This is a genomic window from Bradyrhizobium sp. C9, assembly GCF_002532045.1.
Lineage (GTDB): Bacteria > Pseudomonadota > Alphaproteobacteria > Rhizobiales > Xanthobacteraceae > Bradyrhizobium.
Genome location: NZ_NWTG01000036.1, coordinates 18,374 through 36,246, shown reverse-complemented (window position 1 = coordinate 36,246; position 17,873 = coordinate 18,374). Strand labels below are relative to the sequence as shown.

The window sequence follows — 17,873 nt, the reverse complement described above, 5'->3', positions numbered from 1 at the left end:
GCGACATGCAGCCCTTGCGGCTTGGGTCGCGCACCGCCCGCGCCGGGTTCAAAATGTCGGCGGCGTGCAGGCCGAAATCACCTCGCACGGCTTGGCGCCGATGCAGCGGAAGCGGTGCGGGCGGCGGCTTTCGAAGTAGTAGGCGTCGCCGGCGTTGAGCACCCGCCGCTCGTCGTCGACCGTGACCTCGAGCCGGCCCGAGACCACGATGCCGCCTTCCTCGCCTTCATGCACCAGCGGCACCCGGCCGGTGTCGCTGCCGGGCTCGTAGCGCTCTTTCAGGATCTGCAACGCCCGTCCGAACAGGCTGTCGCCGATCTGCAGGTAGGAGATCGGCTTCTTGCCGATCTCGGTCAGCTCGTCGGCGCGGTAGAATGCCTTGCGCGGCCGCTCCGGCTCGATCGCGAAGAACTCCGCAAGTCCCATCGGAATGCCGTCGAGGATGCGCTTGAGCGCGCCGACCGATGGGTTCATCTGGTTGGATTCGATCAGCGAAATCGTCGAATTGGTGACGCCGGAGCGCTTGGCGAGCTCGCGCTGCGACAGCTTGTGCCGCGCGCGGATGAATCGAAGCCGACCGCCGATGTCGACGCTCATGACAGATCCCTGTTGCAGGTGTTGCGGATCGAACAAATCTTGGCAGACCGCCTCAGCAAGATCAATGGCTTGCGCTGCGACAGAAAAGGACTTGTTGAGTGCCCCGAAGAGTGGTCCGACTACCCATCCCCAGCCCATGGAGTGCGCCGTGACCGTTCATCAGATTCCGAACACCATCAAGACCGATTCGTTCTGGATGCCCTTCACGGCCAACCGGCAGTTCAAGAAAGCGCCGCGGCTGTTCTCCTCCGCCAAGGGCATGTACTACACCTCGGTCGATGGCCGGCAGGTGATCGACGGCTCCGCCGGTCTCTGGTGCGTCAACGCCGGCCATGGCCGGCCGCAGATCGCGGCCGCGGTCGAGCGCCAGCTCTCCACGCTGGACTTCGCGCCCTCCTTCAACATGGGTCACCCGCTGGCGTTCGATTTCGCCGAGCGCCTCGCCGAGATCGCCCCGAAGGGGCTGGACCGGATCTTCTTCACCAATTCGGGCTCTGAATCGGTCGACACCGCGCTGAAGATCGCGCTGGCCTATCATCGCGCCAACGGGCAGGGGACCCGCACCCGTCTGATCGGCCGCGAGCGCGGCTATCATGGCGTCGGCTTCGGCGGCATGTCGGTCGGCGGCATGGTCGCCAACCGCCGCCAGTTCGCGACCCATCTGCCGGGTGTCGACCACATCCGTCACACCCATGATCTCGCCCGCAACGCCTTCGCCAAGGACCAGCCGGACCATGGCGCCGAACTCGCCGACGACGTCGAGCGGATGGTCGCGCTGCATGGCGCGGACACCATCGCGGCGGTGATCGTCGAGCCGGTGCCAGGTTCGACCGCGGTGCTGCCGGCGCCGAAGGGCTATCTGCAGCGCCTGCGCGAGCTCTGCACGAAGCACGGCATCCTGTTGATCTTCGACGAGGTCATCACCGGCTTCGGCCGCCTCGGCGCGCCGTTCGCCGCGAACTTCTACGGCGTCACGCCGGACATGATGACGACCGCGAAGGGCATCACCAACGGCACCGTGCCGTGCGGCGCGGTGTTCGCCAGCCGCCAGGTCCATGACGGGCTGATGGTCGGCCCGGACAACGCCATGGAGCTGTTCCACGGCTACACCTATTCGGCGCATCCGGTGGCCTGCGCGGCGGGTCTTGCCACGCTCGACATCTACAAGGACGAGGGTCTGCTGACCCGCGGCGCCTCGCTCTCCGATTACTGGCGCGATGGCCTGCATTCGCTGAAGGGGCTGCCGAACGTCGTCGACATCCGCAATCAGGGCCTGATGGGTGCGGTCGAACTCGCGCCGCGCGATGGTGCCGTCGGTGCGCGCGGCTATGACGTGATGGTCGACTGCTTCAATCGCGGCCTCTACTTCCGCATGAGCGGCGACTCGCTCGCGCTGTCGCCGCCCTTGATCGTCGAGAAGTCGCATATCGACGACATCGTCTCGATCCTCGGCGACGCCATCAAGCGCGTGGCCTGATAATTGCTAGCTGAACTTTAGCTAGCTCTACAAATTGCTGTCGCCGTTGCGAAGCAGAGTGGTTTCGCAGCGGCGATTGCATTTTCGCTGCAGGATGTGAGGAAAAGTGAAGGTCCTTGTTCTCGGCAGTGGCGTGATCGGCGTCACCTCGGCCTATTATCTTGCACGTGCCGGCCACGAGGTGACGGTGATCGACCGCCAGCCGAAGCCTGCGCTCGAAACCTCCTTTGCCAATGCCGGCGAGGTATCACCCGGCTATTCGTCGCCCTGGGCCGGACCCGGCGTGCCTGTCAAGGCGGTGAAGTGGCTTCTGATGAAGCACGGCCCGCTGGTGATCCGCCCGAAGCTCGATCCCGTGATGTGGCTCTGGCTCTTGAAGATGCTGCGCAACTGCACCACGTCGCGCTACGCGGTGAACAAGAGCCGGATGATCCCGATCGCGGAATACAGCCGCGATTGCCTGCAGGCGCTGCGCAGTGAGATCGGCATCAAATACGACGAGCGCGCGAAAGGTACGTTGCAGCTGTTTCGTGAGCAGGCCCAGCTCGACCACACCGGCGACGACATCGCCGTGCTGAAGCAATATGGCGTGCCCTTCGAGGTGCTCGACCGCGACGGCTGCATCAAGGCGGAGCCGGCGCTGGCCGGCGTGAAGCAGAAATTCGCCGGCGGACTGCGGTTGCCGCATGACGAGACCGGCGACTGCCACATGTTCACGCAGGCGCTGGCGCTGGAAGCCGAGAAGATCGGCGTGCGCTTCAACTTCAATGTCGGCATCGACGGCCTGAACGCGGACACCACCCGCATCACCGGCGTTGCGACCAGCGCCGGCCTGATGCAGGCCGATGCCTATGTGCTGGCGCTCGGCAGCTACTCGCCGCACCTGGTGCGGCCGCTCGGCATCTCGCTGCCGGTCTATCCGGTGAAGGGCTATTCGATCACGGTCCCGATCAAGGACGCATCCGGCGCGCCGGAATCCACCGTGATGGACGAGAGCTACAAGGTCGCGATCACCCGGCTCGGCGATCGCATCCGGGTCGGCGGCACCGCCGAGATCTCGGGCTATTCGACCAAGCTCTACGACGCGCGCCGCGCGACGCTGGACCATTCGCTGACCGATCTGTTTCCGCGCGGAGGCGACCTTGCCAAGGCGACCTTCTGGTGCGGCCTGCGCCCGATGACGCCGGACGGCCCGCCGGTGATCGGCGCGACGCGGTTTGCCAATCTGCACCTCAACACCGGCCACGGCACGCTCGGCTGGACCATGGCCTGCGGCTCGGGTCGGGTGCTGGCCGACATGCTCTCCGGCAAGAAGCCCGAGATCGATACCAAGGAGCTGTCGATCAACCGCTACGATCACCGCTTCGGGTAAGTCGCGTCTCGCACGCGAATGGCTATTCGGCGGCGTTCTTCACGGACGGTTCGACTTCGTCGGGCGGCTTCGTCGCCGTCCAATTCGAGAGCGCGTTCGAGAATCTGTCGAGATAGAGATACACGACCGGCGTCGTGAACAGCGTCAGCGCCTGGCTCACGATCAGGCCGCCGACCATCGCATAGCCGAGTGGCTGACGGATTTCAGATCCCGTTCCGGTGCCCAGCATCAGCGGCACGCCGCCGAGCAAGGCGGCCATCGTCGTCATCATGATCGGGCGGAAACGCAGGAGCGCCGCTTTCCGGATCGATGCGCGGGGCGACAGATGCTCCTCGCGTTCGGCGGCGATCGCGAAGTCGACCATCATGATGCCGTTCTTCTTCACGATCCCGATCAGGAGGATGATGCCGATCAGCGCGATCAGGCTGAAATCGAACCCGAACGCCATCAGGATCGCCAACGCACCGACGCCGGCCGATGGCAGGGTGGACAGGATCGTGAGCGGATGGATGTAGCTTTCATAGAGCATGCCGAGGATCAGATAGACCACGACCAGCGCGGCCAGGATCAGCAGCGGCACCGAGCTCAGTGATTGCTGGAACGCCTGCGCGGTGCCCTGGAAGCTCGAACTGAGCGTGGCCGGGGCGCCTAGATTGGCCACCGCGTCCTGGATCGCATCTGTGGCCTGGCCGAGCGCCACGCCCTGCGCCAAGTTGAAGCTGATCGTGGTCGCAGGAAACTGCCCCTGGTGGGCGATCGCGAGCGGACGCACCGGAACCGTCGTCCACTTGCAGAACACCGAGAGCGGCACTTCGTCGCCCGTCGTCGGCGACTTGATGTAGAGCTTGTTGAGCGTGTCGAGCTTGCCCTGCAGTTCGGGCAGGATCTCCAGGATGACGTGATAGCTGTTGAGCTGGGTGAAGTATTGGGTCACCTGGCGCTGGCCGAATGCGTCATACAGCGTGTCGTCGATCAGTTGCGGCTGGATGCCGTAGCGCGACGCGGTGTCGCGATCGATGGTCATCGTCACCGTCGTCCCCTCGGTCTGCTGATCGGTGGCGACGTCGCGCAGTTGGGGCAGCGTCTTCATGCTGGCCAGGATCTTCGGTGCCCATTGGTTCAGCTCGGCGAGGTTCGCATCCTGCAGCGTGTATTCGAACTGCGTCCGGGTGGCGCGGCCGCCGAGCCGGACGTCTTGCGACGCCTGCATGTAGAGGCGTGCTCCCTCGACCGCCTCGAGCTTCGGCCGCAGCCGCGCGATGATCTGTTGCGCGTCCGCGTCGCGCTTCTCGTGCGGCTTCAGCGTGATGTACATGCGGCCCGAATTCAGCGCGGTGCCGCCGCCGCCGATGAACTCGGCCATGCTGTCGACCGCGGGATCGGCCCGGACGATCCGGCTGAGTTCTTCCTGATGCTGCTTCATGTCGGCAAACGAGATGTCCTGGGCCATCTCCGACACCGCGTTCAGGAAGCCGTTGTCCTGTTGCGGGAAGAATCCCTTGGGAATGATCACGAACAGATAGACCGACAGTGCCAACGTCGCAAAGAAGACGCACAGCGTGGTCCGGCTCCAGCCGAGCGCCAGGTCGAGGCCGCGCTCATAGCCACGCAGCATCCGGTCGAATGCCGCCTCGCTCCATTGGTAGAGCCGGCCGTGCCTGGTTTCGCCATGCGCGCGCAGGAAGCGCGATGCCATCATCGGCGTCAGCGTCAGCGACACCACCAGCGAGACGAAGATCGCCATCGCGAGGGTCACCGCAAACTCGCGGAACAGCCGGCCGATGACGCCCCCCATCAACAACAGCGGGATCAGCACCGCGACCAGCGAAATGCTGATCGACAGGATCGTGAACCCGATCTCGCCGGCGCCCCGCAGCGCCGCGGCAAGCGGCCGCTCGCCCTGCTCGACGTAGCGCGTGATGTTTTCCAGCATGACGATGGCGTCGTCGACCACGAAGCCGACCGCAATCGTCAGCGCCATCAGCGACAGATTGTCGAGCGTATAGCCGAACACCCACATCAGCGCGCAGGCGCCGAGCAGCGCGAGCGGTACGGTGACGGCGGGAATCACCGTGGCCCAGAAGCTGCGCAGGAAGACGAAGATCACCATGACGACCAGAACGATGGTGATCAGCAGCGTGATCTGCACGTCCTCGACGGCGGCGCGGATGGTCAGTGTCCGGTCGCTGATGATCTTGATCTTGATGGCGGGCGGAATCGCGGCAATCAGTCTCGGAAGCTGCGCCTTGATCCGGTCGACCGTGCCGATGACGTTGGCGCCGGGCTGCTTGAAGATGACGAGAAACACGCCGCGCTTGCCGTCCGCCCAGGCGGCCTGCTTCATGTCTTCCGGCCCGGCGATGGCCCGGCCGATGTCGCGAATCCGCAACGGGCCGCCGTTGCGGTAGGCGACAATGACGTCATTCCAGTCGTTGGCATCCGGCAGCTGATCGTTGGCGTAGATCGTGTAGGCGCGGCTGGCACCGTCGATGTTGCCCTTCGGGCTGTCGACCGTCGTGATGGCGATCTGGCTGCGGATATCTTCCAGCGAGAGCCCCTTGGCGACCAGTTTCGCGGGATCGATCTGCACGCGGATCGCGGGCTTCTGCTGGCCGCCGATGAACACCTGGGCGACGCCGGAAATCTGGCTGATCTGTTGCCCGAGCTGGGCGTCGACCGCATCGCTCACCCGGATCAGCGGCAGGGTGTCGGAGGTCGCCGACAGCAGCAGGATCGGCGAGTCCGCCGGGTTGACCTTGCGATAGGTCGGCGGCGACGGCAGGTTCTTCGGCAGCTGGCCGCCGGCGGCGTTGATCGCGGCCTGGATGTCGTTGGCGGCGCCGTCGATGTTGCGGTTCAGGTCGAACTGGATGGTGACCGCGGTTGACCCGAGCGAGCTCGTCGAGGTCATCTGCGCAATGCCGGGAATCTGCGCGAACTGCCGCTCCAGCGGCTGCGCCACCGAGGAGGCCATGGTTTCGGGGCTGGCGCCGGGCAGGCTTGCCGAGATCTGGATGGTCGGAAAGTCGACCTGCGGCAGCGGCGCGACCGGCAGCAGCGGATAGGCCACGATGCCGACGAACAGAATGCCGGCCATCAGCAGCGAGGTGCCAATAGGGTAGCGGATAAACGGAGATGAGATGCTCTCGTTCATTTCTGCAATCCAAATGAACGGCAGGCGCATCTTTTCCCGAATGCCGGGAGTCGTCCTCGAAAAGCTCGAGCGCGAACGCGCGTTTCCTCGCCATGGCCAATCGGCAGATCGCGGAGTTCGCGTCTACCTGTTTTTTGCCAGCATACTCACTCCCGGGGACGGCGCGCGAATGGAAACGCCGCATCGCCCATTCGACCTTCGTTCAATGGCCGGAATCCGCGCCCAAAACAGGTCTTCCGCGCCGAATATATCTGATTACGATATATCTGCGGCAGCTACGGCGAACGCGGCCCGCTTACCTTCTTCTTTGCCGGCTTTGCTGCGGATGCCGCTGCACCGGTCGGGTGCACGCGCAAGCCATCCACGAACACATCCAGGAGCCGCAGCGCCGTGGTCTGCCAGCCCGGCTGGTCGTGCATGTAGCACATGCCGATCAGCGCGCGCAGCACGTCCTCGGCGCTGATGTCGTCGCGGATCGCGCCGGCGGCGACGGCGCGCGCCAGCAGGGTGCCGATCGCCTTGGTGAGGCGATCGAACGAATAGGCGTGCAGCTCGGTCGAGCCGTGCGCGACCAGCGCGAGCGCGGCGACCATGCCCTTCTTGGTGGCGACGAATTCAACATTGGCGCGCAGCCAGCGCCGCAGCGCCTCGACCGGCTCGGGCGCGCATTGCAATTGCTCGGCAAGATCGCCCAGCTGCTCAACCTCGCGGCGATAGACCGCCTCGTACAACGCCTGGCGGGTCGGGAAGTGGCGATACAGCGTGCCGATGCCGACGCCGGCATGGCGCGCGACGGCCTCCAGGCTCGCCTCGCTGCCGCCGGCCGAGAACACGGCCTTGGCCGCTTCCAGCACGCGCTCGCGGTTGCGCACGGCATCGGCGCGCGGCTTGCGGACAATTTCTGGTGATGAGGTGGTCATTCCTTTTTCTTTTTACCCTCCCTTGTAAACGGAGGATGCCTCCGTATATGGCGACCAGCACCGGGCCTGACAAGGCGCGCCGATCATGCATCGGCGGCCACGGGTTCGCGTTGCCTCGATTCAACCCGACCATACACGGATCGGAGCGCCTTGCATGAATCTCCCACTCAGTCTCACCATCAACGGTGTCCGCCGGGACATTGTCCTCGACGACCCCCGCGTCACCCTGCTCGACCTGTTGCGTGAGCGGCTCGACCTCACCGGAACCAAGAAGGGGTGCGACCGCGGCCAATGCGGCGCGTGCACCATCCTGGTCGACGGCCGCCGCATCAATTCCTGCCTCGCGCTCGCCGTCAGCCATGACGGCGCCGAGATCACCACGATCGAAGGCGTCGGGAGCGGCGGCGAGCTGCATCCGGTGCAGGCCGCCTTCATCGCCCATGACGGCTTCCAGTGCGGCTTCTGCACCCCGGGCCAGATCATGAGCGGCATCGGCCTGATCCAGGAGGGGCAGGCCGGCGACGACCCCGAGCGGGTGCGCGAATGCATGAGCGGCAATCTGTGCCGCTGCGGCGCCTACCAGGGGATCACCGAAGCCGTGCTCGAGGCACAATCCGACATGACCGCCAGCAAGCAGAGGCGCTCCGCATGATGAACTTCGATTATGTCAGGCCGGCCAGCGTCGCGGATGCGATCGCGGCGGGCTCCGAGAAGGGCGCGAGCTATCTCGCCTCCGGCACCAATCTGCTCGACCTGATGAAAGGCGGCGTCAGCCGGCCGAGCCGCCTCGTCGACGTCACGCGGCTGCCCGGGCTCGATCGCATCGAGCATCTCGCCGACGGTAGCCTGCGCATCGGCGCGCTGGTGCGCAACGCCGATCTCGCGCATGACGCCGAGTTCGCGCGCAACTATCCCGCGGTCGCCGAGGCGTTGCTGTCGGGCGCATCCGCGCAACTGCGCAATGCCGCGACCGTCGGCGGCAATCTGATGCAGCGGACGCGCTGCGCCTATTTCTACGACGCTGGCAGCGCCTGCAATCGGCGCTGGCCGGGCGCCGGCTGCGACGCGCTCAAAGGCGAGAATCGTCTGCACGCGGTGCTCGGCTGGAGCGAGGGCTGCATCGCGACCCATCCGTCGGACTTCTGTGTGCCGTTGGTCGCGCTTGATGCCATCGTCGAGATCGAGGGCAAGGGCGGCCGGCGCGAGCTGCCGCTCGAGGCGCTGCATCGGCTGCCCGGCGAGACGCCGGAGCGCGAGACCGCGCTGGAGCGCGGCGACCTGATCGTTGCACTCCGCCTGCCGTCCGAGGCGCAAGGTTTTGCCAGGCATGCCCGCTACATCAAGGTGCGCGAGCGGACATCCTATGCCTTCGCCGTGGTCTCGGCCGCAGCGGCCTTGCGCATCGTGGACGGCAAGATCCGCGAGGCGCGGCTCGCGCTCGGCGGCGTCGCGGCAAAGCCGTGGCGGGCGCGCGAGGCCGAGCAGGTGCTCGCAGGCGCCGCGCCCGATGCTGCGGCCTATCGCGAGGCGGCACGCGCCGCGCTCGCCGGCGCAAAACCGTCCGGCGACAACGCCTTCAAGATCGAGCTCGCGCAACGCATCCTCGTGCGCGCGCTCACCCTTGCTGCCGCAGGCACGCCGGACCGGATTCCCGCGCTGCCCGGCTCTCCCTTCTCGTCCGTTGCAGGAGCGTAACGCATGACGGTTGAACTCAGTCTGACCCGCGACCCCGCTCATATCAGGCATGGCTCGAACATCGGCCAGCCGATGACCCGCACCGACGGCGTGCTGAAGGTCACCGGCAAGGCGCGCTATGCCGCCGACAATCATCCGCCCGGCATGGTCTATGCCGTGATCGCGACCAGCTGCATCGCGCGCGGCCGTGTCACCGCGCTCGACGTCGCCGCCGCCAGGCGCCATCCCGGCGTCATCGACGTGATGACGCCGGCGCACAAGCCTGAACTTGCCGAAGACCCCGACGCCAAGGGCAACCCGTTCGCGTTCCGCATGGAGCTGTTGCAGAGCGACGAGGTGCGCTACGCCAACCAGGCCGTCGCCGTCGTGATCGCCGAGACGCTGGAGGCCGCGACCGAAGGCGCGGCGCTGCTGTCGCCGCGCTATCAGGTCGAGATCGCGCGCGTCGGCCTCGACGCCGGCGAGGCCTATGCGCCGCCCGTGGTCGGGATCGGCAACCCCGCCGAAGTCCGCCATGGCGATATCGATGCCGGCATGGCTGCGGCCGCGAAGCTGACGGATTCGACCTACCAGACGCCGGCGCAATATCACAACGCGATGGAGCCGCATGCGATCGTCGCGGTGTGGGACGGCGACCGCCTGTTCATCGACACGCCGAGCCAGGGCATGGGGTTCGCGCAGATGCGCATCGCCGGGCTGTTCGGCATCCCGCCCGCGAATATCCACATCAACAGCCCGTTCCTCGGCGGCGGCTTCGGCTCCAAGGGGCTGATCTCCGGACCGCAGGTGCTCGGCATCATGGCCGCCAAGCTGATCGGCCGTCCGGTCAAGCTGGTGCTGCGGCGCAGCCAGATGTATGGCCCGGTCGGCCATCGTCCGCCGACCCGCCAGCGCATCCGGATCGGCACCGACGAGTCCGGCGCGCTCACCGTGATCAATCATGAGGCGCGCGTCACCACGTCGAGCTTCGACGATTTCTACGAGCCGGCAGCCGACGCCTCGCACACGCTCTATGCCAGCCCTGCGATCCGCACCGCGCATGAGGCGGTGCGCGTCGACACCGGCACGCCGCTGTTCATGCGCGCGCCGGGCGAGGCCACCGGATCGATCGTGCTGGAAAGCGCGATCGACGAGGCGGCGTTCGCCTGCGGCATCGATCCCTTGGAGTTTCGGCTGAAGAACTACGCCGAGGTCGAGCCGACCACCGGCAAGCCGTTCTCCTCCAAGGCGCTGCGCCAGTGCTACGCCAAAGCCGCTGAACGGTTCGGCTGGGCGGGACGTCCGTTGCAGCCGAAGCAGATGCGCGACGAGAACGGCTTTCTGGTCGGCTGGGGCGTCGGTACCGCGACCTTCCCCGCCATCATGTTCCAGGGCAATGCGCGCGCGGTGATCCGTGCCGATGGCAAGGGCGTGATGGAGACCGGCGCGCACGACATGGGGCAGGGTGCCTGGACCGCGCTGGCGCAGATCTCGGCCGACTCGCTCGGTCTCGATTTCGACCAGCTGACGTTCCGCTCCGGCAGCTCCGATCTGCCCGATGCCGGCATCGCCGGCGGCTCGGGGCATACCGCAACCGTCGGCGCCGCGATCCACAACGCAGGCGCTGCCGTGATCGCCAAGCTCGCCGAGCTCGCGACCTCGGACCAGCGCTCGCCGCTGTTCGGCGCCGGCAATGCCGGCGTCGTTGCGCGGGCCGGGCGGTTGCATCGCCGCGACGACGATGCGCGCAGCGAAGGCTATGCCGACATCCTGGCGCGCGCCGGCCTCGCCGAGGTCGACGCCACCGGCAGCGGCGCAGCCGATGCGGCGGCGCAGTCGCAATATGCGATGCACGCGCATGGCGCCGTATTTGCCGAGGTCAAGGTCGATCCGGAGCTCGGCCAGATCCGTGCCACGCGGCTGGTCGGCGCGTTCGCTGCGGGGCGCATCATCAATCCGTTGATGGTGCAGAGCCAGCTCTACGGCGGCATGATCTGGGGCCTCTCCTTCGCGCTGCACGAGGAGGCGGTGATGGACCATCGTTCGGGCCGCATCCTCAATGCGAACCTCGCCGAATACCATGTGCCCGTGAATGCCGACGTGCCGCCGATGGATGTCATCACGGTCGACGAGCACGATCCGCACGTCAACCCGCTCGGCATCAAGGGTGTCGGCGAGATCGGCATCACCGGCAGCGCCGGCGCCGTCGCCAACGCCGTCTTCCACGCCACCGGCATCCGGGTGCGGAATTTCCCGATCAAGATCGAGGAGATCGTGATGGGGTTGAGCTGACGCGGCTCGATACGATCATGGACTAGCCATCATCGTCGTCCCGGCGCAGGCCGGGACCCATAGCCCCAGGGTTGTGTTGTTTAGAAGGCTGGGGCCGCAGCGTCGCGCAACAACTCGCATTCGTGGTTATGGGTTCCGGCCTGCGCCGGGACGACGGGATGAGAGAGCGAGGCTTTATCCCGCCGCCGTCACGCAATTCACCCACAGCACCACCGCGTTGGCATCGCGCGCTGGATTGGAGAATCGGTGCGGGCGGCGGCTGGCGAAGCGGAAGCTGTCGCCCTGCTTCAGCGTCCAGGTCTCGGTGTCGACCGTCAGGGTCATCTCACCTGACAGCACGAGGCCGGCCTCTTCGCCGTCATGGGTATAGAACTCGTCGCCGGTGTTGCCGCCGGGCTCGAGATGCACCAGGAACAGATTGAGTCGGCTCTCGCTGCCCGCGGGACTGAGCAGCTGCTTTGAAATGCCGGTGCGCCACAGTTTCAGCTCGGCGCGCTGCACCTCCCGGGTGACAACACCATTGGTGTTGTCATCCCGCGGCGTCGCGCCGAACAGCGCGGCGATGCCGACGCCGAGCACGTCGGCCAGCGTTGCCAGCACGCGCAGCGAGGGCGACGACAGGCCACGCTCGATCTGGCTGATGAAGCCGATCGAGAGGTCGGTGCGCGCGGCGACCACCTCCAGCGACATCTGCTTGGTGCGGCGCAGGTCGCGGATGCGGCGTCCGACCGCGAGATCCATCGCCGGCTCGGCCGGTTTCTTCACGGGCCTTTTGGCCGCGCGGCGTGGCGTCACGGGCTTCGCTGCCGCGCCTTTGCGCATTCTCTTGCCGCCGCTCACGTCAGTCCGCTTCCTTCATGTGCATGAAAACCGCTTGCATTGGCCGCGGTTTCGTGACCACAATTTCATATTGGTGAAAATAGGCCGGAACGGCGTCGCCCGCAACATCTAGCTCGAAAAGCAGGGCGATGCGGCGTCGAGGTCAGCTTCGGGAGGTGTGCGATGTCGTTTCAGCGTCTCGTTCAGGCCGCAGTCGCGGTGCTTGCCCTTGCCGTGAGCGCACCGTCGGGTGCGCAGCAGGTGCTCAAGGTCGGCTCGACGCCGACCGGCATCCCCTTCACCTTTCTCGACACCAAGACCAATTCGATCCAGGGCATCATGGTCGATCTCGCCACCGAGATCGGCAAGGACGCCGGCTTCTCCGTGCAGATCGAGCCGATGCAGTTCTCGGCGCTGATCCCCTCGCTGACCGCGAACAAGATCGACATCATCGCGGCCGCGATGTTCGCCACCGCCGCGCGCAAGGAGGTGATCGACTTCTCCGAGCCGGTCTACACCTATGGCGAAGGCCTCGTGGTGCCGAAGGCGGACACCAAGGCCTATGCCTCGCAGGAGGACCTGAAGGGCACCGTGGTCGGCGCCCAGGTCGGCACGGCGTTCGTCGACGCGCTGAAGAAGACCGGGCTGTTCAGCGAGGTCAAGGTCTACGACACCATTCCCGACATCCTGCGCGACGTGAATGCCGGCCGTCTCAAGGCCGGCTTCGCCGATTATCCGATCCTCGCCTACAATCTGCAGCAGGGCAATTTCGCCGATGTCCGGCTGGTCGACGGCTACAAGCCCGTCACCGTCGGCACGGTTGCGATCGGCATCCGCAAGAGCGATACCGAACTCTTGGCCAAGATCAACACGTCGCTGGCGAAGCTGAAGGCCAACGGCACGATCGCCAGGATCCTGGAGAAATGGGGCCAGAAGGCCAGCGCGTCGTGATGCGGGTGTGTTGCTCCATTCCGCCCCAGGTTACGTAAGAGTGATCCGTCACCCTGAGGAGCGCGTAGCGCGTCTCGAAGGGGCGACGGCCACCGGCCGGGCCGTGCATCCTTCGAGGCTCGCCCAGCGGCGCAATTGCGCCGCAAGGCTCGCACCTCAGGATGACGGGGAGAGTATTCGAGTGTGTGTCGCGACTAGATGCGTTTGAGCCGATGCAAAAATTCTTCCATGACGCCGTCGAGTTCGTGCCGATCCTGTTGCAGGGGTCTGGCTGACCATCGTCGTCACGGTCGGCTCGCTCCTGCTCTCGACCGTGCTCGGGCTGGTCTGGGCCTTGATGCGGGTGTCCGGAATTCGCATCCTCACCGGCCTCAGCGCCGCGCTGATCAATGTGATCCGCGGCATCCCGATCATCGTGCTGCTGTTCTACATCTATTTCGTGATGCCCGATTTCGGCATCGCGCTGTCGGCGCTGCAGGCCGCGATCATCGGGCTCGGGATCGCCTATTCGGCCTATCAGGCGGAGAATTTCCGCGCCGGCATCGAGGCGATCGACAAGGGGCAGATCGAGGCGGCGCAGACCATCGGGATGGGCTGGTGGCTCACCATGCGCCGCGTGGTGCTGCCGCAGGCGGTCAGAATCATCCTGCCGCCCTACGGCAACATCATGATCATGATGCTGAAGGATTCTTCGCAGGCTTCCACCATCACGGTCGCCGAGCTTGCATTGCAGGGCAAGCTGATCGCCTCGTCGACCTTCAAGAACACCAGCGTGTTCACCCTGGTGGCGCTGATGTACCTCACCATGAGCATTCCGCTCATCCTGCTGGTTCGGCACTTCGAGAACAAGGCGAACCGCAAATGATCGAGCTCAACGACGTCCACAAGAGTTTTGGCAAGGTCGAGGTGCTGAAGGGAATCACGGCTTCGGTCGCCAAGAGCGAGGTGGTTTGCATCATCGGCCCGTCTGGCTCCGGCAAGTCGACCATCCTGCGCTGCATCAACGGGCTCGAGAGCTACGATCGCGGCGAGATCAGCGTCGAGGGCGCGCGCGTCGATCAAGGCAATCGCTCGATCGTGGCGATCCGCACCCAGGTCTCGATGGTGTTCCAGCGCTTCAACCTGTTTCCGCATCGGACCGCGCTCGAGAACGTCATCGAAGGGCCGCTCTATGTGAAGAAGGAGCCGCGCGAGGCGGCGATTGCCCGCGGCCGCGCGCTGCTCGCGCAGGTCGGCCTCGCCGACAAGGCCGAGGTGCATCCGCCAAAGCTTTCCGGCGGCCAGCAGCAGCGCGTTGCGATCGCGCGGGCGCTGGCGATGCAGCCGAAGGCGATCCTGTTCGACGAGCCGACCTCGGCGCTCGATCCCGAACTGGTCGGCGAGGTGCTCTCGGTGATGCGCAAGCTCGCCGACGACGGCATGACCATGGTCGTCGTCACCCACGAGATGGGCTTTGCCCGCGACGTCGCCGACCGCGTGCTGTTCATCGACGGCGGCGTCATCGTCGAGCAGGGCGCCGCCAAATCCGTCCTCAACCAACCGCAGCACCCGCGCACCCAGGATTTCCTGCGCCGCGTGCTGCACCCGCTGTGATCATGACGTTGTTCGATCAAGCTGCGGCCGCATCGGCACTCCGCCCCCTGTCCCGCTTGCGGGGGAGGGTTGGGGTGGGGGTCTATCCACGAGTCGTATCGTGGAAAGAGCCCCCACCCGGATTGCATCTGCGATGCAATCCGACCTTCCCCGCAAGCCGGAGAGGTGAGTGGAGTCCGCGGACGCGCCAAGGCACCCGCATCATCTGCTGTTAGTCCGGTATCTCATGACCCCAACCACGCGCCTTCCTCTTCCACCGAGCCTCTACGCCGACACCGCGGTGGAGGCGACGCCGACGCCGCCGCTGACGTCGGACAAGAGCGTGCCGGTCGCGATCATCGGCGGCGGCTTCACTGGCCTGTCGACCGCGCTGCATCTTGCCGAGCAAGGCGTGCTTGCAACCGTGCTGGAGGCGCAGGAGCCGGGCTGGGGCGCCTCCGGCAACAATGGCGGGCAGACCAATCCGGGGTTGAAGCACGACCCGGATCAGATCGAGCAGGATTTCGGCGCCGATCTCGGCCGCCGCATGATCGAATTCTCCTACGGCACCACCAATTTCACCCACGACCTGATCCGCCGCTACCAGATTCCCTGCGAGGCGCGGCAGAACGGCACGCTGCGCGCCGCCTACAATGAGGCCAGCGCGGCCGCGATCGAGACCACGGCGAAGCAGTGCATCCGGCGCGGCATGCCGGTAAAACGGCTCAACGCCGCCGAGATGCGCGCGATGACCGGCAGCGACCGGTACCTGTGCGCCATGCTCGATGCGCGCGGCGGCGACCTGCATCCGCTGAGTTACGCACGCGGCCTGGCGCGCGCCGCGATCGGCGCAGGTGTCGCCGTCCATGGCGAGACACCGGCGCTGTCGCTCCGCCGTGACGGCGGCCGCTGGCGGATCGAAACCCCGCGTGCGGTCGTGCATGCCGACAAGGTGCTGCTCGCGACCAATGGCTTTACCGATGATCTCTGGCCCGCGCTCCGCCGCACCATCGTGCCGGTGTTCTCGTCGATCGCGGCGACCGCGCCGCTTTCCGAGGAGGTTGCGTCTTCGATCATGCCGGGCCGTCCGGTGCTCTACGAGAGCGGCCATATCACGGTCTATTATCGCATCGACCAGCACAACCGGTTGCTGATGGGCGGCCGTGGCCCGATGCGCTGGATCAGCAAGCCGACCGACGTCGCCTATCTGATCCGCTATGCCGAGCGGCTGTGGCCGCAGCTCAAGGGCGTCAGCTGGACCCACGGCTGGAACAGCCGGCTCGCGATCACCGCCGACCACTATCCGCATGTCCACGCGCCCGCGGAGAACCTGCTGATCTCGCTCGGCTGCAACGGCCGCGGCGTCGCGCTCTCGACCGCGATGGGCGCGCAACTCGCCCGCCGCCTGATCGGCGGTGCCAACGCCGAGATCGACATGCCCGTCACCGGCATCAAGCCGATCCCGATGCACGCCTTCTGGCGCGTCGGCGTCACCACGGCGGTGCTGACCGGCCGGGTGCGGGACAAGCTCGGGGTGTAGCTGCCGCTATCGTGTCCCGGCCTCGCCAAGCTGCGTTTTGAAGAACGCGATGGCCGCGGCGTGGAAGCGCTGATGAAAGGCGAGGCGATCGAAGCCCGGCGCGTCGGTGCAGATGGCAGGCATCTTGGCTGTCTCCGCCGGTGTGCAGGTCGCGAGGAAGGAGAAGTGCTTGGCATCCTTCACCAGGTGAAAGTCCGGTCTGGACGGAAGCCTGTCGTTGATCGCGGCCGCACAGCACCCGGACAGACCGTCGCCATTCTGCGCGGGGTCGGAGCTCCACAATTGAATCGGGATCGTCACGGCTTTCAAATTCTCCGCCGCAAAGAACAGCACAGGAAAGGGATCGACGATGATCGCGGCCTTGATCCGCGGATCGTGGACGACCGGTCCGCTCGGCTTTTCTCCGCTCTCGAGCTCCTTGCAGGCCCGCAAGCTCGACGTCTGGCAGTTCGGCAGGCCCTTGCGGAGATCGGGCTCACCGCCGATCGCCGCGAGGCCCGTATAGCCGCCCCAGGAGAAGCCGTAGAGACCGATGCGTTCGGCATCGATGTGAGCCGCATCGGGCCAGCCTTGAAGCGCGTAGTCGATCGCGCGCTTGATGTCGGCGGGCCGCTCGACCATGAGGGCAAGGCTGTCGGTGCCGCTGGTGTCGCGCTCGGTATCGGTCGGATGATTGATCGACACGACGATGAAACCGGCATCCGCCAGCGCTGCGGCCGTATCATGGTGGCCGCCGAGCCAACCGCGCCGGCCATGCGAGATCACGATCAGCGGCAGCTTGTCTCCCACGATAGCGCAGTCGTTGGTGCCGAAGAACGTTCGGCCGCCGCGGGCATCGATCTCGTGCGAGGGCTCGGCGCAGGGGTGCCAGGCCACCCCTCTGATCGCAGGCCCGTCGGGATCGGCGGGAACGTCGAAGTGCCGTAGTCCGGCTGCGTGCGCCGCAGAGACCGCAAGCAACAACAGGGCTGACAACACGAAGGGAGCACAACGCATGGCTATCGCTTGTCCAGAATCCGCAATTCGGCCGTGGCGCTGGCAACCGTCACATTGTCGGCGTCGATCAGATCGGCCTCGACGATCATGTCGCGTTCGGTCTGCGAGACGATCTTGGCCTTGGCCGTGATCGGACCGACGCGCGCCGGCTTGAGAAACCGTGTGGTGAGGGTTCTGGTCACCACTGTCTTGGTTGACGGGAGCGCAGCAAGGGCGCCGAGACCCGTGGCCGAATCGAGCATCGCCGCGAGGAAGCCCCCCTGGATCGTTCCGTGCCGGTTGGTGAATTGCGGCTGCGCCACGAAGCGGATCGAGGCAATTTCGCCGTCGAAGCCGAGCCACTCGCGTCCAAGCAGCTGCGCGCCGGGCGGCACGTCTGCACTTGTATCTTTCAAGCCGGTCACCATCGTCCGTTGTCGCTGCGAAATGTATCAGCCCGTTTGCGTCCCGCAATGTCCCTCGGCGCGCCATCGCGAAAACGTCAATCACTGCATGCGCGGGTGATGACA

Annotated in this window: 14 protein-coding genes and 1 pseudogene; 9 read left to right on the top strand and 6 right to left on the bottom strand. The window is 66.0% G+C overall.

From position 1 onward, the window contains the following. Window positions 1–48 precede the first annotated feature (48 nt). Window positions 49–597, bottom strand: coding sequence for a cupin domain-containing protein (locus CO675_RS36995; RefSeq protein ID WP_018273259.1), 549 nt, complete (start codon window positions 595–597; stop codon window positions 49–51). A gap of 136 nt (window positions 598–733) precedes the next feature. Here CO675_RS36995 and aptA point away from each other — a divergent pair, with 136 nt between their 5' ends. Together aptA and CO675_RS36985 are read left to right on the top strand one after the other, a co-directional pair. After that, window positions 734–2,074 carry an omega-aminotransferase AptA gene (gene aptA, locus CO675_RS36990; RefSeq protein ID WP_097676810.1) on the top strand — a complete coding sequence of 447 codons (1,341 nt, stop codon included), beginning with the start codon at window positions 734–736 and terminating at the stop codon, window positions 2,072–2,074. A 106-nt stretch (window positions 2,075–2,180) separates the two neighbouring features. After that, a complete protein-coding gene (locus CO675_RS36985; RefSeq protein ID WP_097676809.1) occupies window positions 2,181–3,446 on the top strand; it encodes a D-amino acid dehydrogenase in 1,266 nt (421 codons plus the stop codon). 22 nt (window positions 3,447–3,468) lie between these two features. On the opposite strand, the gene CO675_RS36980 is transcribed toward CO675_RS36985, so the two are convergent. Together CO675_RS36980 and CO675_RS36975 are read right to left on the bottom strand one after the other, a co-directional pair. Continuing rightward, on the bottom strand, window positions 3,469–6,600 hold the full coding sequence (locus tag CO675_RS36980; protein WP_097676808.1) for a multidrug efflux RND transporter permease subunit: 3,132 nt from the start codon (window positions 6,598–6,600) through the stop codon (window positions 3,469–3,471). A 275-nt stretch (window positions 6,601–6,875) separates the two neighbouring features. Beyond that, entirely contained in the window at window positions 6,876–7,520 is a 645-nt protein-coding gene (locus CO675_RS36975) for a TetR/AcrR family transcriptional regulator (RefSeq protein WP_097676807.1), read from the bottom strand. A gap of 154 nt (window positions 7,521–7,674) precedes the next feature. Between CO675_RS36975 and CO675_RS36970 the strand changes: the two genes are divergently transcribed. From CO675_RS36970 to CO675_RS36960, 3 genes are read left to right on the top strand one after another with little or no spacing between them, the layout of a single operon-like run. Further along, window positions 7,675–8,172 (top strand): (2Fe-2S)-binding protein, encoded by a 498-nt coding sequence (locus tag CO675_RS36970; RefSeq protein WP_097676806.1) that lies wholly within the window; start codon window positions 7,675–7,677, stop codon window positions 8,170–8,172. After that, on the top strand, window positions 8,169–9,215 hold the full coding sequence (locus tag CO675_RS36965) for an FAD binding domain-containing protein (RefSeq protein WP_097676805.1): 1,047 nt from the start codon (window positions 8,169–8,171) through the stop codon (window positions 9,213–9,215). Before CO675_RS36970 ends, CO675_RS36965 begins: the two co-directional genes overlap by 4 nt. Window positions 9,216–9,218: 3 nt before the next feature. After that, complete coding sequence (locus CO675_RS36960; protein ID WP_097676804.1) at window positions 9,219–11,486, top strand: xanthine dehydrogenase family protein molybdopterin-binding subunit; 2,268 nt, start codon at window positions 9,219–9,221, stop codon at window positions 11,484–11,486. A 174-nt stretch (window positions 11,487–11,660) separates the two neighbouring features. On the opposite strand, the gene CO675_RS36955 is transcribed toward CO675_RS36960, so the two are convergent. After that, window positions 11,661–12,308, bottom strand: coding sequence for a cupin domain-containing protein (locus tag CO675_RS36955; protein ID WP_502693446.1), 648 nt, complete (start codon window positions 12,306–12,308; stop codon window positions 11,661–11,663). Between the two features lie 180 nt (window positions 12,309–12,488). On the opposite strand from CO675_RS36955, the gene CO675_RS36950 reads away from it, so the two are divergent. From CO675_RS36950 to CO675_RS36935, 4 genes and pseudogenes are all read left to right on the top strand, one after another. Continuing rightward, entirely contained in the window at window positions 12,489–13,256 is a 768-nt protein-coding gene (locus CO675_RS36950; RefSeq protein ID WP_097676802.1) for an ABC transporter substrate-binding protein, read from the top strand. 212 nt (window positions 13,257–13,468) lie between these two features. Next, window positions 13,469–14,121 (top strand): annotated as a pseudogene (locus tag CO675_RS36945) (amino acid ABC transporter permease). Continuing rightward, window positions 14,118–14,849 (top strand): amino acid ABC transporter ATP-binding protein, encoded by a 732-nt coding sequence (locus CO675_RS36940; RefSeq protein ID WP_097676801.1) that lies wholly within the window; start codon window positions 14,118–14,120, stop codon window positions 14,847–14,849. The pseudogene CO675_RS36945 and the gene CO675_RS36940 overlap by 4 nt, the downstream one beginning before the upstream one ends. A 226-nt stretch (window positions 14,850–15,075) precedes the next feature. After that, window positions 15,076–16,368 carry an NAD(P)/FAD-dependent oxidoreductase gene (locus tag CO675_RS36935; RefSeq protein ID WP_097676800.1) on the top strand — a complete coding sequence of 431 codons (1,293 nt, stop codon included), beginning with the start codon at window positions 15,076–15,078 and terminating at the stop codon, window positions 16,366–16,368. Window positions 16,369–16,374: 6 nt separating this feature from the next. On the opposite strand, the gene CO675_RS36930 is transcribed toward CO675_RS36935, so the two are convergent. Together CO675_RS36930 and CO675_RS36925 are read right to left on the bottom strand one after the other, a co-directional pair. Further along, window positions 16,375–17,364 carry an alpha/beta hydrolase family protein gene (locus CO675_RS36930; RefSeq protein WP_097676799.1) on the bottom strand — a complete coding sequence of 330 codons (990 nt, stop codon included), beginning with the start codon at window positions 17,362–17,364 and terminating at the stop codon, window positions 16,375–16,377. Window positions 17,365–17,366: 2 nt separating this feature from the next. Next, complete coding sequence (locus CO675_RS36925) at window positions 17,367–17,759, bottom strand: PaaI family thioesterase (RefSeq protein WP_502693445.1); 393 nt, start codon at window positions 17,757–17,759, stop codon at window positions 17,367–17,369. Between the last annotated feature and the right edge of the window lie 114 nt (window positions 17,760–17,873).